General features: G+C 73.2%; 17 protein-coding genes and 1 riboswitch. Of the genes, 8 read left to right on the top strand and 9 right to left on the bottom strand.

Annotated elements, in window-relative coordinates; all coding sequences use genetic code 11:
* Window positions 1-58 precede the first annotated feature (58 nt).
* Together AMK24_RS20330 and AMK24_RS20325 are read right to left on the bottom strand one after the other, a co-directional pair.
* Window positions 59-556 (bottom strand): hypothetical protein, encoded by a 498-nt coding sequence (locus tag AMK24_RS20330; RefSeq protein WP_073770340.1) that lies wholly within the window; start codon window positions 554-556, stop codon window positions 59-61.
* A 141-nt stretch (window positions 557-697) separates the two neighbouring features.
* Window positions 698-1,897, bottom strand: coding sequence for an MBL fold metallo-hydrolase (locus tag AMK24_RS20325; protein WP_073770223.1), 1,200 nt, complete (start codon window positions 1,895-1,897; stop codon window positions 698-700).
* A 156-nt stretch (window positions 1,898-2,053) separates the two neighbouring features.
* On the opposite strand from AMK24_RS20325, the gene AMK24_RS20320 reads away from it, so the two are divergent.
* The gene (locus AMK24_RS20320; protein WP_073770222.1) at window positions 2,054-2,710 is read left to right on the top strand and encodes a TetR family transcriptional regulator C-terminal domain-containing protein; all 657 of its coding nucleotides are present in this window, start codon (window positions 2,054-2,056) and stop codon (window positions 2,708-2,710) included.
* A gap of 129 nt (window positions 2,711-2,839) precedes the next feature.
* On the opposite strand, the gene AMK24_RS20315 is transcribed toward AMK24_RS20320, so the two are convergent.
* The gene (locus AMK24_RS20315; protein ID WP_073770221.1) at window positions 2,840-3,844 is read right to left on the bottom strand and encodes a DUF6745 domain-containing protein; all 1,005 of its coding nucleotides are present in this window, start codon (window positions 3,842-3,844) and stop codon (window positions 2,840-2,842) included.
* Window positions 3,845-3,958: 114 nt separating this feature from the next.
* On the bottom strand, window positions 3,959-4,285 hold the full coding sequence (locus tag AMK24_RS20310; RefSeq protein ID WP_073770220.1) for a hypothetical protein: 327 nt from the start codon (window positions 4,283-4,285) through the stop codon (window positions 3,959-3,961).
* A gap of 175 nt (window positions 4,286-4,460) precedes the next feature.
* Between AMK24_RS20310 and AMK24_RS20305 the strand changes: the two genes are divergently transcribed.
* From AMK24_RS20305 to AMK24_RS20280, 6 genes are read left to right on the top strand one after another with little or no spacing between them, the layout of a single operon-like run.
* The gene (locus tag AMK24_RS20305; protein ID WP_073770219.1) at window positions 4,461-5,414 is read left to right on the top strand and encodes an STM4015 family protein; all 954 of its coding nucleotides are present in this window, start codon (window positions 4,461-4,463) and stop codon (window positions 5,412-5,414) included.
* Between the two features lie 13 nt (window positions 5,415-5,427).
* Entirely contained in the window at window positions 5,428-6,372 is a 945-nt protein-coding gene (locus AMK24_RS20300) for an STM4015 family protein (RefSeq protein WP_073770218.1), read from the top strand.
* Window positions 6,353-7,510 (top strand): STM4014 family protein, encoded by a 1,158-nt coding sequence (locus AMK24_RS20295; RefSeq protein ID WP_073770217.1) that lies wholly within the window; start codon window positions 6,353-6,355, stop codon window positions 7,508-7,510. Before AMK24_RS20300 ends, AMK24_RS20295 begins: the two co-directional genes overlap by 20 nt.
* Before the next feature lie 43 nt (window positions 7,511-7,553).
* Entirely contained in the window at window positions 7,554-8,483 is a 930-nt protein-coding gene (locus AMK24_RS20290; RefSeq protein WP_242435196.1) for an STM4013/SEN3800 family hydrolase, read from the top strand.
* On the top strand, window positions 8,480-9,880 hold the full coding sequence (locus AMK24_RS20285; protein ID WP_073770216.1) for an STM4012 family radical SAM protein: 1,401 nt from the start codon (window positions 8,480-8,482) through the stop codon (window positions 9,878-9,880). The genes AMK24_RS20290 and AMK24_RS20285 overlap by 4 nt, the downstream gene beginning before the upstream one ends.
* A gap of 7 nt (window positions 9,881-9,887) precedes the next feature.
* Window positions 9,888-10,805, top strand: a complete 918-nt coding sequence (locus AMK24_RS20280) for an STM4011 family radical SAM protein (protein ID WP_073770215.1) — start codon at window positions 9,888-9,890, stop codon at window positions 10,803-10,805.
* A 2-nt stretch (window positions 10,806-10,807) separates the two neighbouring features.
* On the opposite strand, the gene AMK24_RS20275 is transcribed toward AMK24_RS20280, so the two are convergent.
* Together AMK24_RS20275 and AMK24_RS20270 are read right to left on the bottom strand one after the other, a co-directional pair.
* The gene (locus AMK24_RS20275; RefSeq protein ID WP_073770214.1) at window positions 10,808-11,635 is read right to left on the bottom strand and encodes an SGNH/GDSL hydrolase family protein; all 828 of its coding nucleotides are present in this window, start codon (window positions 11,633-11,635) and stop codon (window positions 10,808-10,810) included.
* A 159-nt stretch (window positions 11,636-11,794) separates the two neighbouring features.
* The gene (locus AMK24_RS20270; RefSeq protein ID WP_073770213.1) at window positions 11,795-12,745 is read right to left on the bottom strand and encodes a LysM peptidoglycan-binding domain-containing M23 family metallopeptidase; all 951 of its coding nucleotides are present in this window, start codon (window positions 12,743-12,745) and stop codon (window positions 11,795-11,797) included.
* Between the two features lie 2 nt (window positions 12,746-12,747).
* Window positions 12,748-12,912, bottom strand: a riboswitch (cyclic di-AMP (ydaO/yuaA leader).
* 442 nt (window positions 12,913-13,354) lie between these two features.
* Here AMK24_RS20270 and AMK24_RS20265 point away from each other — a divergent pair.
* Window positions 13,355-14,167 carry a tyrosine-protein phosphatase gene (locus AMK24_RS20265; protein ID WP_073770212.1) on the top strand — a complete coding sequence of 271 codons (813 nt, stop codon included), beginning with the start codon at window positions 13,355-13,357 and terminating at the stop codon, window positions 14,165-14,167.
* 33 nt (window positions 14,168-14,200) lie between these two features.
* Here AMK24_RS20265 and AMK24_RS34260 read toward each other — a convergent pair whose 3' ends face one another.
* The 3 genes from AMK24_RS34260 to AMK24_RS20255 all read right to left on the bottom strand — a co-directional run bounded on the left by AMK24_RS34260 (window position 14,201) and on the right by AMK24_RS20255 (window position 16,522).
* On the bottom strand, window positions 14,201-14,374 hold the full coding sequence (locus AMK24_RS34260; protein ID WP_199876463.1) for a DUF6126 family protein: 174 nt from the start codon (window positions 14,372-14,374) through the stop codon (window positions 14,201-14,203).
* Between the two features lie 64 nt (window positions 14,375-14,438).
* On the bottom strand, window positions 14,439-15,047 hold the full coding sequence (locus AMK24_RS20260; protein WP_073770211.1) for a helix-turn-helix domain-containing protein: 609 nt from the start codon (window positions 15,045-15,047) through the stop codon (window positions 14,439-14,441).
* 77 nt (window positions 15,048-15,124) lie between these two features.
* Window positions 15,125-16,522: an aspartate aminotransferase family protein gene (locus tag AMK24_RS20255; RefSeq protein WP_073770210.1), complete on the bottom strand. Its 1,398-nt coding sequence runs from the start codon at window positions 16,520-16,522 to the stop codon at window positions 15,125-15,127.
* Window positions 16,523-16,603 lie beyond the last annotated feature (81 nt).

The raw sequence follows: 16,603 nt of genomic DNA, 5'->3' as shown, positions 1-16,603 counted from the left end.
CCTTCGTACGGGGATTCGGGGGCCTGCCCAGTCTGCCCGCCTTCGCCGGGCGCGACCGTCAGCAGGTGGTCGGCGTGTCCCGAGTGGGGCGGGGAGCCTCGCCGGAACGTCGCACGGCGGCCGCCCCGCGCAGCGCGACGCCGCACCAGGCGGCCACCAGCAGCAGCCCGGCGGCGGCCAGACCGGCGAGTTCCAGGGGCTCCGGCCGCCAGCCGAGTGACAGACGCGTACCGATCATGGCGACGCCGATGGCGGCCGACTCCGGTTCGTACACCGGCACCCTGGCGGCCACGAACCGCAGGACACCGCCGAGCGCCAGGCCGATCACCGTCCACGCGAGCAGGTAGGGCGGGAGGGCGCCCGGAGCCGCGGGCGGCAGACCGAACTCCTCCGGCCCGATCCGGAACAGCGCGCCTGCCCAGCCGAGCGCCACTCCGGCCGCGGTGACGGCCACGACCCACAGCGCGTGGCGCCGGAACGGACCGGGCCGCACCTCCACGTCATCGTCATCGTCATCGTCGTCGAAGCCGACAGGGCTCTCAGGCAGATCCGTCATGTCCGGGAAGACGCACGCCGAGCGGTGATCGTTGCGTCCCCGGCGGTCCCGGGGCCGCTCCACGCGTCGTGGGCCGAGGGCCGGCGCCGGAACGTTCGGCGGCGGCCCTCCGCCGCGGGGCGGGCACCGGACACCCGGTGGTCAGCGCTCTCCGGCAAGGTCGAGGTCGCCCCTGGCCGCCGGTGCGGGGCCGGCCTGGTCGGCGGGGAGAGGCCACGGCCGGGCGAGGGCGGGCGACAGCGGCCGCCACCACGGCTCCACGGGGAGTATCCCGGCCGGCTCGAACGGTTCGCCCGGCCGGGGGAACGCCAGCGGCTGGTCCGCCTCGTCGCCCACGTCCTTCGTCCACTCGGCGGGCTCCGCCCACGCGTGCGGGGCCAGGTTGAACGTGCCCCAGTGGATCGGCAGCAGTACCCCGTGCGGGGTGCCGCCCTGGAGGTCCAGGTGGGCGCGCATGCCTTCGGCGGGGGTCATGTGGATGTCCGGCCAGTACTCCGAGTACGCCCCGATCTGGATCATGGTGGCGTCGAAGGGGCCGTGCTCGGCGCCGATGTCCCGGAAGCCGGGGAAGTAGCCGGTGTCCCCGCTGTGGTAGATCCGGTGCTCCGGGCCCGCGACGGCCCAGGACGCCCACAGGGCGTGCTGCTGGTTGCGCAGTCCACGGCCGCAGAAGTGGCGCGCGGGGGTGGCGGTGAGCCGGATCCCGCCCACGGTCGTGGTCTCGTTCCAGTCGAGCTCGCGCATCCGGTCGGCGGGGACGCCCCAGCGCTCCAGGTGGGCCCCGACCCCGAGCGGCACGGCGAAGACCGTGTCGGTCGCGGCCAGGGCACGGATCGTCGGCAGGTCGAGGTGGTCGTAGTGGTCGTGGGAGATCACCACCACGTCGACGGGTCCGAGCGCGGTCAGCGGCAGCGGCGTCGGGTGCAGGCGCTTGGGCCCGGCGAACGGGAAGGGGGAGCAGCGCTCACCCCAGACCGGGTCGAACAGGACGCGGCTGCCGTCGATCTCCGCCAGCACGCTGGAATGGCCCATCCAGGTCAGCCGGAGCCCCGAGACGGGGGGCGCGGCCAGATCCGCGAGGGTCGTGGGATGGACGGGCACGGCGCCGTTCGGCGTTCTGCGGGCCCGCTGCTCCCTCTGGAAATAGATCTTGGCGAATTCGACGGTGGACCCGGAGGGACGGGTACGGGCTCCCACCGGGTTCTGGAAGGACCCGTCGACGAAATGGGGCGAGCGGCGGATGCGCTCCATCCGCGCTCCGGCCGGGTCGGCTCCGAAGGGCTCGGTGCGCAGGGAGCGCAGCCGGGTGCGGAGCGGAAGCAAGTAGTCAGCGCCGGTCACAACATCTCCTGAGGGAGTCGGTGTCGTCTCATTATGGTCGTGCTGTACGACAGGGCGACCAGAAGGTGCTGAACGGGGCAGCGGGGTCCGCTCGGAGGTGGCGCCGCGGCGGGCGGGGCCGGGTCGCCGGTCCCGCCGATTCGTTAGGGTGGCCCGGTGGCAAGAGTCCGGTTGAACGTGGCGGAGCGCCGTGAGGAGATGCTGCGCGCGGCGGTCGGGCAGATCGAGCTCCGCGGGGTCTCGTCCGTGCGGATCGCCGATGTGGCCTCCGCGCTGGGGGTGAGCAACGCGCTCGTCCTCTACCACTTCTCGACCAAGGAGAAGCTGGTCGCGGCGGCGTTCGCGTACGCGGCCGAGGCCGACCTCGCCCATCTCCGCAAGCTGCTGGCCCGCCGCACCTCGGCCGTACGACGGCTGCGGGCGGCCGTGCGGTGGTATGCGCCGACGGGCCAGGCCAAGGGCTGGCGGCTGTGGATCGAGGGGTGGGCGGCGTCCCTGCGCGACCCCGCGCTGCGGGAGGTCGCGGGCGACCTCGACCAGCGGTGGAAGGCGGAGCTGGCCCAGGTCATGGCGGAGGGCGCCGCCGCCGACGAGTTCCGGTGCGAGGACCCGCGGTCGGCGGCCTGGCGGCTGACCGCCCTGCTGGACGGGATGGCGGTGCAGACGACCTCGTACGCGGGCCCGCTCTCCCGGGCCACGATGCTGCGGTGGACCGATGAGGCGCTCGCCCGCGAACTGGGCATCGACCTCGCGGCCCTGACCGGCTCCCCGGCATCCGGTTCCGCCGTCGCGGACGCCCCGGGCGCGGGCTGAACGGCCGGGCTGCCGGCAGGGACGGCAGCCCGAGCGCTCGCTCTCCCCCTCCCGCCCCGGCCCCCTCCGGTTCCGCGTCGTGCGCCGCCTCCGCGCCCCGCACCGTCCGCGCACCGCCGCCTCGGCGGCTCAGGTCTGGCGCAGCGGTGCGTAGGCCCTCCCCTCCAGTCCGAACGTCCAGGCGACCCCGTCCTTCGCGGTCCGGGTGGCGGGCGGCACGCGCAGCCAGTACGTGCGGTACGTGCCGTCCGGCTCGGGAGTGGAGTTGACCACCTCGACCATCACCACGTCCTCGTCGCCGTCGAGCGCGATGCGCCAGAGGACGCCCGTCTCGTCGCGGTGGACGGGCTCGGCGCCGGACTCGGTGAGGTAGCGGTCGTAGCCGTAGTACTCCAGCATCACGCGGCGCAGCTCCGCGTTCTCCTCGGCCCGGATGCGCTCGGGGGCGAGGGAGGGCAGCTCGGCCAGGAACGCGGCGGGCACGGGCATGCCGCGCCAGGCGTGCAGGGCGAAGCCGTCCCCGTACGCGAGGGCCGGTCCCTCGCCGTGGTCGAGCCGGCCCGCCTCGTCGCGGTGGAGGACGTCGGGCCGCTCGGTGATGACCACGGCGTTCTCGTAGGGCCACCACCAGCCGGCGTTGCGTGCCACCTCCGCCAGGCCCGCCAGGCGGTCGCCGCTGCCGTCGAAAGCCGCGAGCCAGGCGGCGTCGTGCTGACCGAGCACGGCGTCCAGGAGCACCAGGCGTACGGCCCCCTCCTCCTCGGGCCCGGAAGCCAGGTCGGCGACGACCCCGTTCCGTATCCGCTCGGCGAGCGCGGCCGTCGTATCCCAGAGCTGGGCGCCGGTGGCGGACCAGAGCGCCGCCCAGCCCTCCGGACCCAACGCGTCGTACATCCGGCGGCGTTCCGCGGCCCAGGGGTGGGTGCGGACCTCCTCCCGCACGGACCGTCCGGCGTCCGTCAGCTTCTCCACCGTCTCGACGGCGGCCCGGGGCGACGCCGCCCAGACGATCCGGTCCGGAGCGGGCAGTCCGGCGGTGCGGTAGGCGCGCCGCACTCCCGCCTCGGCCGCCGCCCGGTCCGCCCGGCCGGTCGCGGCCGCCACGCTCCGCCAGGTTTTCACGTCATTGCTCATCCGTCGTCCCCGCTGTTCCCCGCCGTGCTCGTCCGCACGGTGCTCGATGTGGGCTGTACGTGCTCGATGTGGCTGTGCCGGTGGGAAGGGCGCGTTCGTCCGCGCCGGCGGCGGTCAGTCCGCCACGATGCGGACCGCGCCGGGCGCGTACTCGCGCTGGCGCACGACGCGGAACCAGCCCTTGGGGAGCGGGATCACCGCGTGCTCCTCGTGCACCACCCGCCCGCCCTCGGGGAGATGGAGCAGCATCGGGCCGAACGGCCCGGCCTCCCGGATCAGTCGGCCGGGGCCCTGCACGGCGTGGGCGTGTCCGGTGACCTCGCCCAGCGCGAGCACCAACCGACCCCGTGCGTCGCGCAGTTCGCCCGGCGCCTCCCGGTAGGGCGCGGGCACCGCCGATTCGTCCAGCTCCATGATCAGTACATCGCCCTGCCGGTACACAGACGTCTCCCCTCGGTCACGGCACCCGCTGTGCCGGCCATGGGAAAAACGCTAGGGGCAGGGTCTGACAACGGACCGCCGCGACTGCCGGGACGGATCCCGGTCGCGGCACTGTCAGTGCGGCTTGATAAACCTTGCGGACATCAGCCGTCCCCAGGATCAGGAGCTCAGGGCCATGTACGGTGCGCAGCATCTGCACGAGTTCGGCGGCCTTCCGGCCGTCGACTTCCAGCACACGGCCGAGGCGGGTGCCCGCCCCGCCGCGGACGCCGCGGCCTGGCGCGTCTCCGTCAATCCGTACGACGACGACAGCCGGCCCTGGGAGGAGGAGTTCGCCGCGTTCCTGGAGGCGGTGGACCCGGCCCGGGTCCGGGCGCTGATCATCGGCCAGTGGGGCGAGGCGTACGAGGAGAAGTCCTCGGTTCCGATCGACCTGGTGATCGCGGCCGCCGGACGGCTGACCGCGCTGGAGGCGGTGTTCGTCGGTGATCTGGAGGCGGAGGAGGCCGAGATCACCTGGATCGAGCAGTCGGACGTGACGGCGCTGCTGCACGCCTTCCCCGCACTGACCGAACTCGGGGTGCGCGGCGGCACGGACCTGGTGTTCCCGCCGACCCAGCACGAACGGCTGCGGTCGCTGACCGTCCAGGCGGGCGGACTGCCCGTCGAGGTGGTGCGCGGAGTGCTGGACAGCGAACTGCCGGCGTTGGAGCGGCTGGACCTCTGGCTCGGGGTGTCCGCCTACGAGGGGAACACCGGTGTCGCCGACCTCGCGCCACTGCTCTCAGGCACGCGTTTCCCCCGGCTGAACCACCTGGGCGTGCGCAACAGCGAGATCCAGAACGAGATCGCCGCCGCCATCGCGTCGGCTCCGGTCGTCGCCCGGCTGCGGGTGCTCGACCTGTCGAACGGGACCCTGGGCGACGAGGGGGCGGCCGCTCTGCTGGAGGGCCAGCCGCTGACCCACCTGGAACTCCTCGATCTCCACCACCACTTCCTCACCCAGGCGATGGAGGAACGGGTCCGCACCGCTCTGGAACCGCACGGGGTGCGCGTCGACCTCTCCGAGAGGTGCGAGCCCTGGGGCGACCGGGGCGCCGCGGGCCGCTACACCGCCGTCTCGGAGTGAGGAGCGCACCGTCATGACGTATATCGACATCCACCATCTCGACCGCTTCCACGGTCTGCCGGTCCACACCCCGCAGCCGTCGTCCACCGCCCTGCCCGCCGCCGACTCCGTCGCCTGGCGGCTGGCGTGCGACGAGGACGAGGACTTCGCCCCGCTGTGGGAACAGTTCCTGGAGACGGTGGACACGACCCGGGTCCGGGCACTGGTCATCGGCCCCTGGTGGGAGGAGGACTACACGCCGTTCGCCCCGGTGATGGAGCTGATCGTCGCCCACGCGGACCGCTTCCCGGCCCTGCGCGGGCTGTTCCTCGCCGACGTGGTGGGTGAGGAGTGCGAGGTCTCCTGGCTGCGGATGTGCGACGTCACCCCGGCGCTCGAAGCGTTCCCGCTGCTGGAGGAGTTCGCCGTGCGCGGCTGCGGCCGGGAGGGCCTCGCGCTGCGTCCGCTGCGCCACACGGCGCTGAAGTCGCTGCGTTTCGAGTCCGGCGGGCTGCCCGGCGGGCTGGTACGGGCGGTCACCGCGAGCGAACTGCCCGCGCTGGAGCGGCTGGAGCTGTGGTTCGGCAGTTCGTGGTACGGGGGCGACGCCACGATCGAGGACATCCGGCCGATCCTGGCGGGCGGCCTGTTCCCCCGGCTGCGCCACCTGGGGTTGCAGAACAGCGAGATCCAGGACGAGATCGCCGCCGCCGTGGGATCGGCGCCCGTCGTCGCCCGGTTGGAGGTCCTGGCGCTGTCGATGGGCACGCTGAGCGATGCGGGCGGCGAAGCCCTGCTCCACGGGCAGCCGTTGAACCACCTGGCCCTGCTCGACCTGCGCCACCACTACCTCACCGCCCCGGTGGTGGAGCGGATCAGGACGGCGTGCGCCCCGGCCGTCGTCGAGGCCGGCGAGGCCGAGGAGGAGTACGGGGATCCGGACGACGAACCGGAACGCTATGTCGCGGTCAGTGAGTAGCGCCGGGAGCGGTCCGGCGCCGCGCTTCGCGGTGGTCGGCAATCCGGACAACCGCCGGGTCGCCTTCTTCGAGGAGGCCGTGCGGGCCGCCGGTCTGCCGCCGGCCCGGGTCGTGCCCTGGCTCCAGGTGCTGAGCGAAGAGGCGGAGTTCCTTCCCGGCGAGAGCGTACGGATCGATTCACCCGGTGAGGACGCCGAGGTGGAGCGGGTGCTGCGTGGAGTCGACGACCCGACCCGGGTGGAGGGTTCCGCCCGGTGGTACGCGCGCTTCACCGCCGCGGTGGAGGCCGTGGCGGGTGCGGCCTCGGCGGCGGGCGCCGAGGTGCTGGGCTCCCCCGCCGACATCGCCGTGCTCTTCGACAAACGGCTGTGCCACGGTGTGCTCGACCGCGCGGGGGTTCCCGTGCCCGCCTCGCCGACGTCGGGCCCGGCGGCGGCCCCGGTGCGGGGCTGGTCCGACGTACGGGAGTCGCTGCGCGAGCACCGGATGCCGCGGGCGTTCGTGAAACTCACGCACGGCTCCTCCGCTTCGGGGGTGCTGGCGGTGGAGACGGCGGGGCCCGGCCGGGTCCGGGCGAGCACGTCGGTGGAGCGGGACGCGTCGGGCCGGCTGTTCAACTCGCTGCGGGTGCGGCGCTACACCTCGGAGGCAGAGGTCGGCGCGGTCGTGGACGCGCTGGCCCCGGACGGACTGCACATCGAGCGCTGGCTGCCGAAGGCGTCGCAGCGGGGGCGGGCCGCAGATCTGCGGATCGTGGTGGTCGGCGGCCGGGCGACGCACGCCGTGGTGCGCACCAGCAGGGGGCCCATGACCAATCTGCATCTCGGCGGCGCGCGCGGCGACCTCGACGAGGTCCGGGCCGCCGTGGCGGCGGCCGGCGGCTGCTGGCGTGAGGCGCTGGCGATGTGCGAACGGGCGGCGGCCTGCTTCCCGAGGACGCCCTGCGTGGGCGTCGATCTGCTGCCCACGGCCGGCTGGCGGCGCTTCGCCGTCGGCGAGGTCAACGCCTTCGGCGATCTGCTGCCCGGACTGACCGGTCTGCCGGGCAGTGGCGTCGAGGGCCTGAACACCTACGCGGCGCAGGTCGCCGCCGTACTGGACCGAGCAAGGAACCACTGTGCAGTCACCGCTTCCTGACCCCGGCCCGGGCCGTCCGTCCGAGGGTTCCGAAGGGCCCGACATGGGCGAGGTCGTGGGCAGTCACGATCTGCTGCTGGTCACGCTGGACACGTTGCGCCACGACGTCGCCGTCGAGCTGGCGGCCGCCGGGCGCATCCCCCACCTCGCCCGGCACCTGCCCGGGGGCGTCTGGGAGGAGCGGCACGCGCCGGGCAGCTTCACCTATGCCTCGCACCAGGCGATGTTCGCGGGGTTCCTGCCGACGCCCGCCGCGCCCGGTCCGCATCCGCGGCTGTTCGCGGCGCGGTTCGCGGGCAGTGAGACGACGGCGGACGGCACGTTCGTGTTCGACACGCCGGATCTGGTGTCGGGGCTGGCCGCCGAGGGCTACCGCACGGTGTGCATCGGCGGGGTCGGCTTCTTCGACCGCCGGGGGCCGCTCGGTTCCGTCCTGCCCGGGATGTTCCAGGAGAGCCACTGGGAGCCCGGGTTCGGCGTCGCCTCGCCCACCTCGTTCGAGGAGCAGGTGGCCCGGGCGGAGGAGGTCGTCGCGGCGCTCCCCCGCGAGCAGCGGTTGTTCCTCTTCGTCAACGTCTCCGCCCTGCATCAGCCGAACTGGTTCCATCTGCCCGGGGCGACCGGCGAGGGGGGTGACTCGCGCGCCACCCACGCGGCGGCCCTGGAGTACGTGGACCGGCACATCGGCCGCCTCTTCGCCGCGGCGAGCAGCCGCCGCCGGTGTTTCGCCATCGTCTGCTCCGACCACGGCACCGCCTACGGCGACGACGGCTACACCGGTCACCGGCTCGGCCACCCGGCCGTGTGGACCGTTCCGTACGCCCACTTCTTCCTCGAACCGACCGGGCCGACCGGGCCGACCGGACGGACCGGACCCGCAGAACCGGCAGAACCGGCAGAACCGACCGGACCACACGGACCGGCCGCACCCTCCGCACCACCCGCACCGCACGAGCCGGGGGCCGCCCGATGACCACGACCACCACCGCCGCCGCGTCGGCCACGGGCCCGCTCGCCGCCGTCCGGCCGTACGAGAGCTACGTCTACGCCTATCCGCACAAGACGGCCTACCGCCCGCTGGAGGACCGCCCTCGGCTGCGGACGCTGTGGGCGGCGGAGCCGAAGGACGCGCTCTCCCTCTACCTCCACATACCGTTCTGCGAGGTCCGCTGCGGCTTCTGCAACCTCTTCACCCGGATCGGCGCGCCGGAGGAGCTGACGACGCGCTATCTGGACGCGCTGGACCGCCAGGCCCTGGCGGTGCGCGAGGCGCTGGGCGACGAGGAGCCGGTGCGGTTCGCGGCGGCGGCGTTCGGCGGGGGGACGCCGACGTTCCTCACCGCCGGGGAGCTGGAGCGGCTCTGCGACACGGCCGAGCGGCGGATGGGCGCGGACCTGCGCTCGGTTCCGCTGTCGGTGGAGACCTCCCCGTCCACCGCGACGACGGACCGGCTGGCGGTGCTCGCCGACCGGGGCACGACGCGGATCAGCATCGGCGTGCAGAGCTTCGTGGACGAGGAGGCGCGGGCGGCCGTCCGGCCGCAGCGCCGCGCCGAGGTGGAAGCGGCGCTCGGCCGGATCCGCGAGGCCCGGATACCGGTGCTGAACATCGACCTCATCTACGGCATCGACGGGCAGACCGAGCGCACCTGGCTCACCTCGCTGGACGCCGCGCTGGCCTGGCGGCCGGAGGAGCTGTACCTGTATCCGCTCTACGTCCGTCCCCTCACGGGGCTGCACCGCCTGGGCGGCGCGGCGGCCGGTGCTCCGGCCGGGGACGGGGAGGAGGCCGCGTGGGACGAGCAGCGGCTGCGGCTGTACGCGGTGGGACGCGACCACCTGCTGGCACACGGCTACGAGCAGGTGTCGATGCGGATGTTCCGACGCCTCGACGCCCCCCGGGAGCAGGAGGGGCCCGAGGACTACGCCTGCCAGACCGACGGCATGATCGGCCTGGGCTGCGGGGCCCGTTCGTACACCTCGGCCCTGCACTACTCCTTCGACTACGCGGTGGACATGCGGGAGATCCGGTCGATCATCGACCGCTTCACCGCCGCGGAGGACTTCTCCCGGGCCGAGGTCGGCCGGTACGTCGACGCGGACGAGGCCCGGCGGAGGCATCTGCTGCAGTCGCTGCTCCAGGCGTCGGGGCTGCCGGTGGCGGAGTACCGGGCCCGGTTCGGTACGGAGCCGGGCGCGGACTTCCCGGCCGAGCTGGCCGGGTTCGCGGCGCGGGGGTGGCTGGACGCCTCGGCGCCGGACGGCCTGCTGCGGCTGTCCGCGTCTGGCCTCGCCCACTCCGACGCGCTGGGCCCCGCGCTGTTCTCCCCCGGTGTGCGGGCCGCGATGGCCGCCTACGAGCGGAAGTGAGCGGGCCGTGGACCTGACGATCCTCTACCGGGGTCCGCTCGCCTCGTGCGACTACGACTGCCCTTACTGCCCGTTCGCCAAGCGGCGGGACAGCCGTGCGCAGCTGACGTCGGACCGGGAGGCGCTGGAGCGGTTCACCGGCTGGGCCGCGGAGCAGACCGGCGACCGGCTGTCCGTGCTGTTCACCCCGTGGGGCGAGGGGCTGGTGCGCTCCTGGTACCGGCGGGCGCTGACCGAGCTGTCGCGGCTGCCGCACATCGGGCGGGTCGCGATCCAGACGAATCTGAGCGGCCGTACGGCGTGGCTGGCGGAGGCCGATCCGGAGCGGATCGCGCTCTGGTGCACGTACCACCCGGGGCAGACGCCGTACGAGCGGTTCCTCGGGAAGTGCCGGGAGCTGTCCGCACTCGGCGTCCGCCACAGCGTGGGGGTGGTGGGGTTCGAGGCCCATCTGGAGGAGGCGCGGCGGCTGCGGGCGGCCCTGCCCGAGGAGGTCTACCTCTGGGTGAACGCCGCCGAGGGACGCACGTACACCGACGAGGAGGCGGCCCGGTGGACGGAGCTGGATCCGCTGTTCCCCTACAGCCGTGAACCGCACCGTTCGGCGGGGCTGCCCTGCCGGACCGGCGAGTCGGTGATCTCGGTGGACGGCGAGGGCACGGTGCGGCGCTGCCACTTCGTCAAGGCGGAGCTGGGCAACCTCTACGACGGCAGCTACCGCCGGGCGCTCGGCCCGCGGGCCTGTCCGCTCACCGTGTGCGACTGCCACATCGGCTATGTGCATCTGGAGTCGCTGCCGCTGTACGACGTGTTCGCCGGCGGCGTCCTGGAGCGGATACCCGCCGGGTTCGGCGCGGGCACGGCGCGGGACGGGCCGGCCGTGCCGAACCCGTCCCGGCGTGCGCTTCCGCTGCTGGAGTCCTGACCCTAGAGCGGCAGCAGGTCGGGGCGCTTCGCCGCCACGTGGTCGCCGGAGGACTCGCCGCGCAGTCGTCGGCCGATCCAGGGGACCAGGTATTCGCGGGCCCACTGGACGTTGTCGCGCCGTGCGTCGAAGGGGCTGCGCTGGGCCTGCGGGGGCCAGGGCTGGTCGGGGTCGGCGGGCACGTCGTGGCCGAGGACCTGGGCGGCGCGCAGGGCGACGCGGGTGTGTCCCTCGGGCGACAGGTGCAGCCGGTCGGCGTCCCACGCGCGCCGGTCCTGGACGGACCGGAGCGACCACAGGTCCAGCACGGGGCACCGGTAGCGGTCGGCGATGGCCCGCAGGTGGACGTTGTACGTGGCGATCTTGCCGCGCATGTGGCGCAGCACCGGAACGCCCCGGGTGTCGAAGCCGGTGGTCACCATGACCGTGCCGACGGCGTTGCTCAGATCGGCGACCGCCCGCTCGTAGCGCTCGGCGAGGTCGTCGGGGTCGGTGCCGGGCCGGATGATGTCGTTGCCGCCCGCGCAGAAGCTGACCAGGTCGGGGGCCAGTTGCTTGGCGCGGGGGACCTGCTCCTGGACGATCTGGTCGAGGAGGCGTCCGCGTACGGCGAGATTGGCGTAGCGGAAGTTCCCGTGCGGGGAGTCGCCGGGGCCGGACGCCTCGTCGGGGGCGGGGAGCCGGTCCGCCAGGAGCACCGCGAAGCGGTCCGCCCAGCCGACGAAGGCGCCGTCCGGGCCGGGGTCGCCGACGCCCTCGGTGAAACTGTCGCCGATCGCCGCGTACGACCCGATGGTGTTCTGCCGGTTGTTTCTCGAATCGTCTGCCACAACCCCGTATCCTGCACCGTTCGATGTGACCTACGCGACCGTAATATGGGGTTGACGGGTGGTGAGATAGACCACCCGGTCAGTTTTTGGTAAAGGCGGAATAAGCGAGGGGCGATGTGCTGACAGCACATCGCCCCTCGCTTACTTCTTCGTGCCGGATCAGACGGAGACGCCGTGCTGACGCAGGTACGCGATCGGGTCGACGTCCGAGCCGTAGCTCGGGCCGGTGCGGACCTCGAAGTGCAGGTGCGGACCGGTGGAGTTGCCGGTGGAGCCGGAGAGGCCGATCTGCTGGCCGCCGGCGACGGTCTGGCCGACGGAGACGTTGAGCGCGGACTGGTGGGCGTACTGGGAGTACATGCCGTCCTCGTGCTTGATGACGACCTCGTTGCCGTACGAGCCGCTGTTGCCGGCCGAGACCACGGTGCCCGGGCCGATGGCCAGGACGGGGGTGCCGGAGGCGGCCTGGAAGTCCGAGCCGGTGTGGTAGCCGCTGGACCAGCTGGCGCCCGAAGCGCGGTACTGGGTGGTGACGTTGGGGTTGGCCAGCGGGGCGGACCAGCCGGAGCCGGTGGCCTGCGAGGAGCCGGTACGCGCCGGGTCGCCGGAGCCCTCGGAGTCGTCCGCGGAGACCGTGTCGGCCTTCGGGGCCTGCTTGGGCTCGGCCTTCGGAGCGGGTGCGGCCTTCTTCGGGGCGGCCTCGGGGGCGGCGGACTTCTGGGCCGGGGCGGAGCCCTTGGCGCCGAGGGTCAGCTTCATGCCCGGGTGGATCAGGCCGGGGTCGTCGCCGACGGTGGAGCGGTTGTCCTGGTAGAGCTTCTCCCAGCCGCCCTTGATCTTGTACTCGGCGGCGATCTTCGACAGGTAGTCGCCGGAGACGACGGAGTACGTCCTGGGGGCGGCCGCGGCGGGGGCGGCGGCCGGGGCGGTGTGGGCGGCGGCGACCGAGGCGGCGGCGGGCTTCGCGGCCGGGGCCGCCTGGTCGGCCGCGTTGGCGGTGGTGGCGGCGATGAGCGGGAGGGCGAGTGCGGCGCCACCGGTCCCGGCGGCGAGGACGCCGCGGGAGATCGGGCCGGACTTCGGACGGCGGTGCTTACCCTTTGCGGGCATGGGGATTTCCTCTCCGGCGCCTGCGAGGTGAGCTGTCGGGTTCGGGCTGGAGATGCCCGGTCGCGTTGCCGCGACTTCACCCCGAGCCGGTCCGGATCGCTCCGGGCCGGCGGCTTACCTGGTTCCCCCGCTCCTGCCACGTCTGTGTGGATGGGTGCGAATTCCGGGCGGCGGCAGGATTAGGCGGTCCACCCGGATTGACGGTGACCGTAAACCGGCCGGGACGAGTGGAACAAGCCATCGGTTGCCCGGCGGAATCACCGGTTCGACGGCGTCCGGGATTTCCCGTCACACTCCGTGGATTACGGATCTTGGATTTCCGCGCGAACCATGGGAATGGCCCCGGGCGCTTTCGCCACGGTCCGTCACGGATATGATCCCGCTCACCCCCCGACTCCCATCTCCCCCATTAATGGGGCATGTTCATCGAAATGCACCAATACGGACACGGGGTGGGCGGCGCTCTGACGCCGGGTCGGCCACGGCGTGCGCCAGGGCCCGCCTCGGGGCGTGTGAACCGGGATGATTTCCTGCCGAATCCATGTCGTATCGTCACGGGAGCGCCCTCGCCGGCGAGCCGCGCCGGCGCCAGAGACCCCAGGAGCCACCGTGACGCAGCAGGTGCCGCAGGTCCCTCCGACAGAGACCGTGCTCAGCGGAGTCCGCAACTTCCGCGACGTGGGCGGCCTCCCCACCACGGACGGGCGGCGCACCGCCTTCGGCCGGCTCTACCGCAGCGGCCACCTCGCGCACGCCACCGCCGAGGACGCGGCCTTCCTCGGCGGGCTGGGGCTGCACACGATCTTCGACTTCCGCCACTCCGCCGACCACCGGCTCGACGGGTACGACATCGAACTGGCCGGTGTCCGCAACATCAGCATTCCGCTCTCGGACCCGGCCGACGGCGCGGAGTTCTGGCGGCTGGTGGGCGACGGCAACATCGAGCAGCTGCGCTCGGTCCTCGCGGGCGGCAAGGGGGTGGACCGCATGATCCGGATGTACCGCGCGACGATCGAGGAGCGCACCGTCGAGCACAGCCGGGTCCTGCACGCCCTGGCGGAGGACAGCGTGCCGGCGCTGATGCACTGCGCGGCGGGCAAGGACCGGGCCGGCCTCTCGATCGCGGTCGCCCTGCTGGCGGTGGACGTCGAGCGGGAGGCGATCGAGGAGGACTACCTCAAATCCAACGACCTCCACCGCCGCTACGCCGTGAAGCGCTCCGACACCTCCGCGTCCGGCATGTCGCCCGAGGTGATGGAACTGCTGGATCCGCTCTTCGGGGCGCGGCCCGCCTATCTCGCGGCGGCTTTCGCGGCCATCGAGGAGAACTGGGGCACGACGGACCGTTATCTAGCCGAGGGGCTGAAGGTCTCCTCGGCGACCCGGGACCGGCTGCGCGAGCGCCTGCTCGACCAGGGCTGAACGCCCCGGCGGCGGGCCTCCCCCGGGCGGGCCTCACTTGCTCCCGGCCACCACGAAGAGCACGTAGAGGAAGCCCGCGACGACGTGGCCCGCCACCAGGTAGGCGAAGAGGCGGATGATGAGCCCGCGCGGCATCCGCTTCTCCTGCGGGTCCTCGCCGGCCCGGCGTCCGGGGCCCAGCGGATCGTAGTGTTCGGAATCGGACATGACAGTCCTTTCTGCCGGCCTCGGGGCCGGTGGTGCGAAGGGCGGATCCGGCGGTGAGCGCCGGTCAGCGCGCGTGGAGGCCACTGCCGAGGCAGAGCTCGGCGGCGGGACTCTGCAGCAGGGAGTGGACGAAGAGCAGCTCCGCGCCGCAACGGTCGACGGCCGCGATCCGGTGCGGGGTGAGCGAATCGAAGTGGGCGCTGTCGCCGGGTTGGAGGTCGTGGACGGTGTCGCCGAGCCCGACCCGCAGCCGGCCCTCCAGGACGTACAGCCACTCCTCCCCCGGATGGACCCGGACCAGATCGCCCTGGGCCCCGTAGGGAACGCGCACCCGCAGCGCCTGCATCGCCCGGCCGGAGCCGCCGGCCTGCCGGTACATCCAGCCGTCGGCCTCCGTCCCCTCGAAGGCGCCGCCGCGTACGATCGCGTCACGTCCGGGCGGCTGCTCGCCGAGCAGCTCGGAGACCGTCGTACCGTAGATGCGGGCGAGTCCCAGCAGCATGGGCAGCGAGGGCTGCCTGCGGCCGGTCTCCAGCCGGGAGAGGTGGGCCGGGGAGAGCCCGGCCCGGCCGGCGGCGGTCTCCAGCGTGAGGCCGCGGGCGCGGCGCAGGTCGCGCAGGCGGGGTGCGACGCCGGGGAGCTCGTCCGGCGTCCCTTCGTCCGGAGGGTTCATGAAACCATTGGGCCAGGATATTTCCCCAGAGGCAAATAACTTGCCTCGGAGGCAATAGCGATCGGCTCCCGGACCGGTCAGCGGTCGGCCACCGCCTGCTTGACCAGCGTCCGGCCGAAGTCCCACATCAGTCCACCGCCGTTGTGCGCGTCGTCCATGACGGAGGTGAACGCCGTCACGAAGCGGTCCACCTCCGCCTCCCCGATGATCAGCGGCGGAATCAGCTTGATCACCTCCAGGTGGTCGCCGGACACCTGGGTGAGGATGCGGTGCTTCCGGAGCAGCGGTACCACGACCATCTGGGCGAAGAGGCCCTTGCGGGCCGCCTGGAGCACGGTCCAGCGGCTGCGGAGCTTCAGCGAGGCGGGCCGGCCGAACTCGATGCCGATCATCAGCCCGCGCCCGCGCACCTCGTGCAGCAGCTCGTAGCGGTCCACCAGGGCCGTCAGCCGCTCGCGCAGCAGGTCCCCGGTGCGGCGGGCGTTCGCGACGATCTCCTCGTCCTCCATGACCGCCAGGACGGCGAGCCCGGCCGCCATCGCCTGGGCGTTGGAGCCGAAGCTGGCGGAGTGGACGAGGACCCGGTCCATCGAGGAGTAGACCTTGCGGAAGATCCAGTCCTTGCCGAGGGTCGCGCCGACCGGCACATAGCCGCCGGAGAGCGCCTTGGCCACGCACACCAGGTCGGGTTCCACGCCCTCCTCGTGCTGGTAGGCGTAGAAGTCCCCGGTCCGGCCCAGGCCCGTCTGGACCTCGTCGGCGATCAGGAGCGCCCGGTGCCGGTGCAGCAGCTCCTGCGCCTCGCGCAGATAACCGGGCGGGGCCGCGTGCACGCCCTTGCCCTGGATGGGCTCGACGACCAGCGCCGCCACGTCGCCCCGCCCCAGCTCGCGGCGCAGCGCGTCCAGGTCCCCGAGCGCGACGGCCGTGTCGGGCAGCAGCGGGGCGAAGCCGTCGCGGAAGCCGCGCTCCCCGTTGACCGACAGGGACCCGGTGGTCAGCCCGTGGAAGGCGTGGTCGCAGTAGAGGACCCTGGGCTTCCCGGTGGCGTACCGCGCGAACTTCAGCGCCGTCTCGACCGCCTCCGTGCCGCTGTTCCCGAAGAAGACCCGGTCCAGATGCGGGCTGTGGGCCAGCAGCTTCTCGGCGAGGAGGCCGGGCAGCGGCTGGCAGTCGAAACGGGTGAGGTCGGCGAGCCGGGCGTCCAGCACGTCGTGCAGGGCCCGCCGGACGACGGGGTGGTGGCGGCCGAGGCCCATGACGCCGAACCCGGCGAGCATGTCGAGGTAGTCGTCGCCCTCCGCGTCCCAGAAGTACGCCCCCTCGGCCCGCTCGTAGACCTTGTCGAAGCCGATGGTGTGCAGCATGCGCGGCAGCTGGTGGTTGAGGTGGCGCGCGTGCAGGTCGTACCGCTCGGCCCCGCGCTCGGCGAGGAGCCGTGCCAGGTCGAAGCCCTGGCGTCCGCCGTCCGTCATCGCCCGCTCTTCTCCTTCCACGTGCTGGTGCGCGGGTCCGGCCGTCCCGGGGAAGCCGTGGCGGCCGGACCCGCCGCGTCG

The organism is Streptomyces sp. CB02366 (genome assembly GCF_001905905.1).
Lineage (GTDB): Bacteria > Actinomycetota > Actinomycetes > Streptomycetales > Streptomycetaceae > Streptomyces.
Note: the sequence above shows the minus strand (reverse complement) of the source record. Positions and strands in the feature narration are given on the sequence as shown.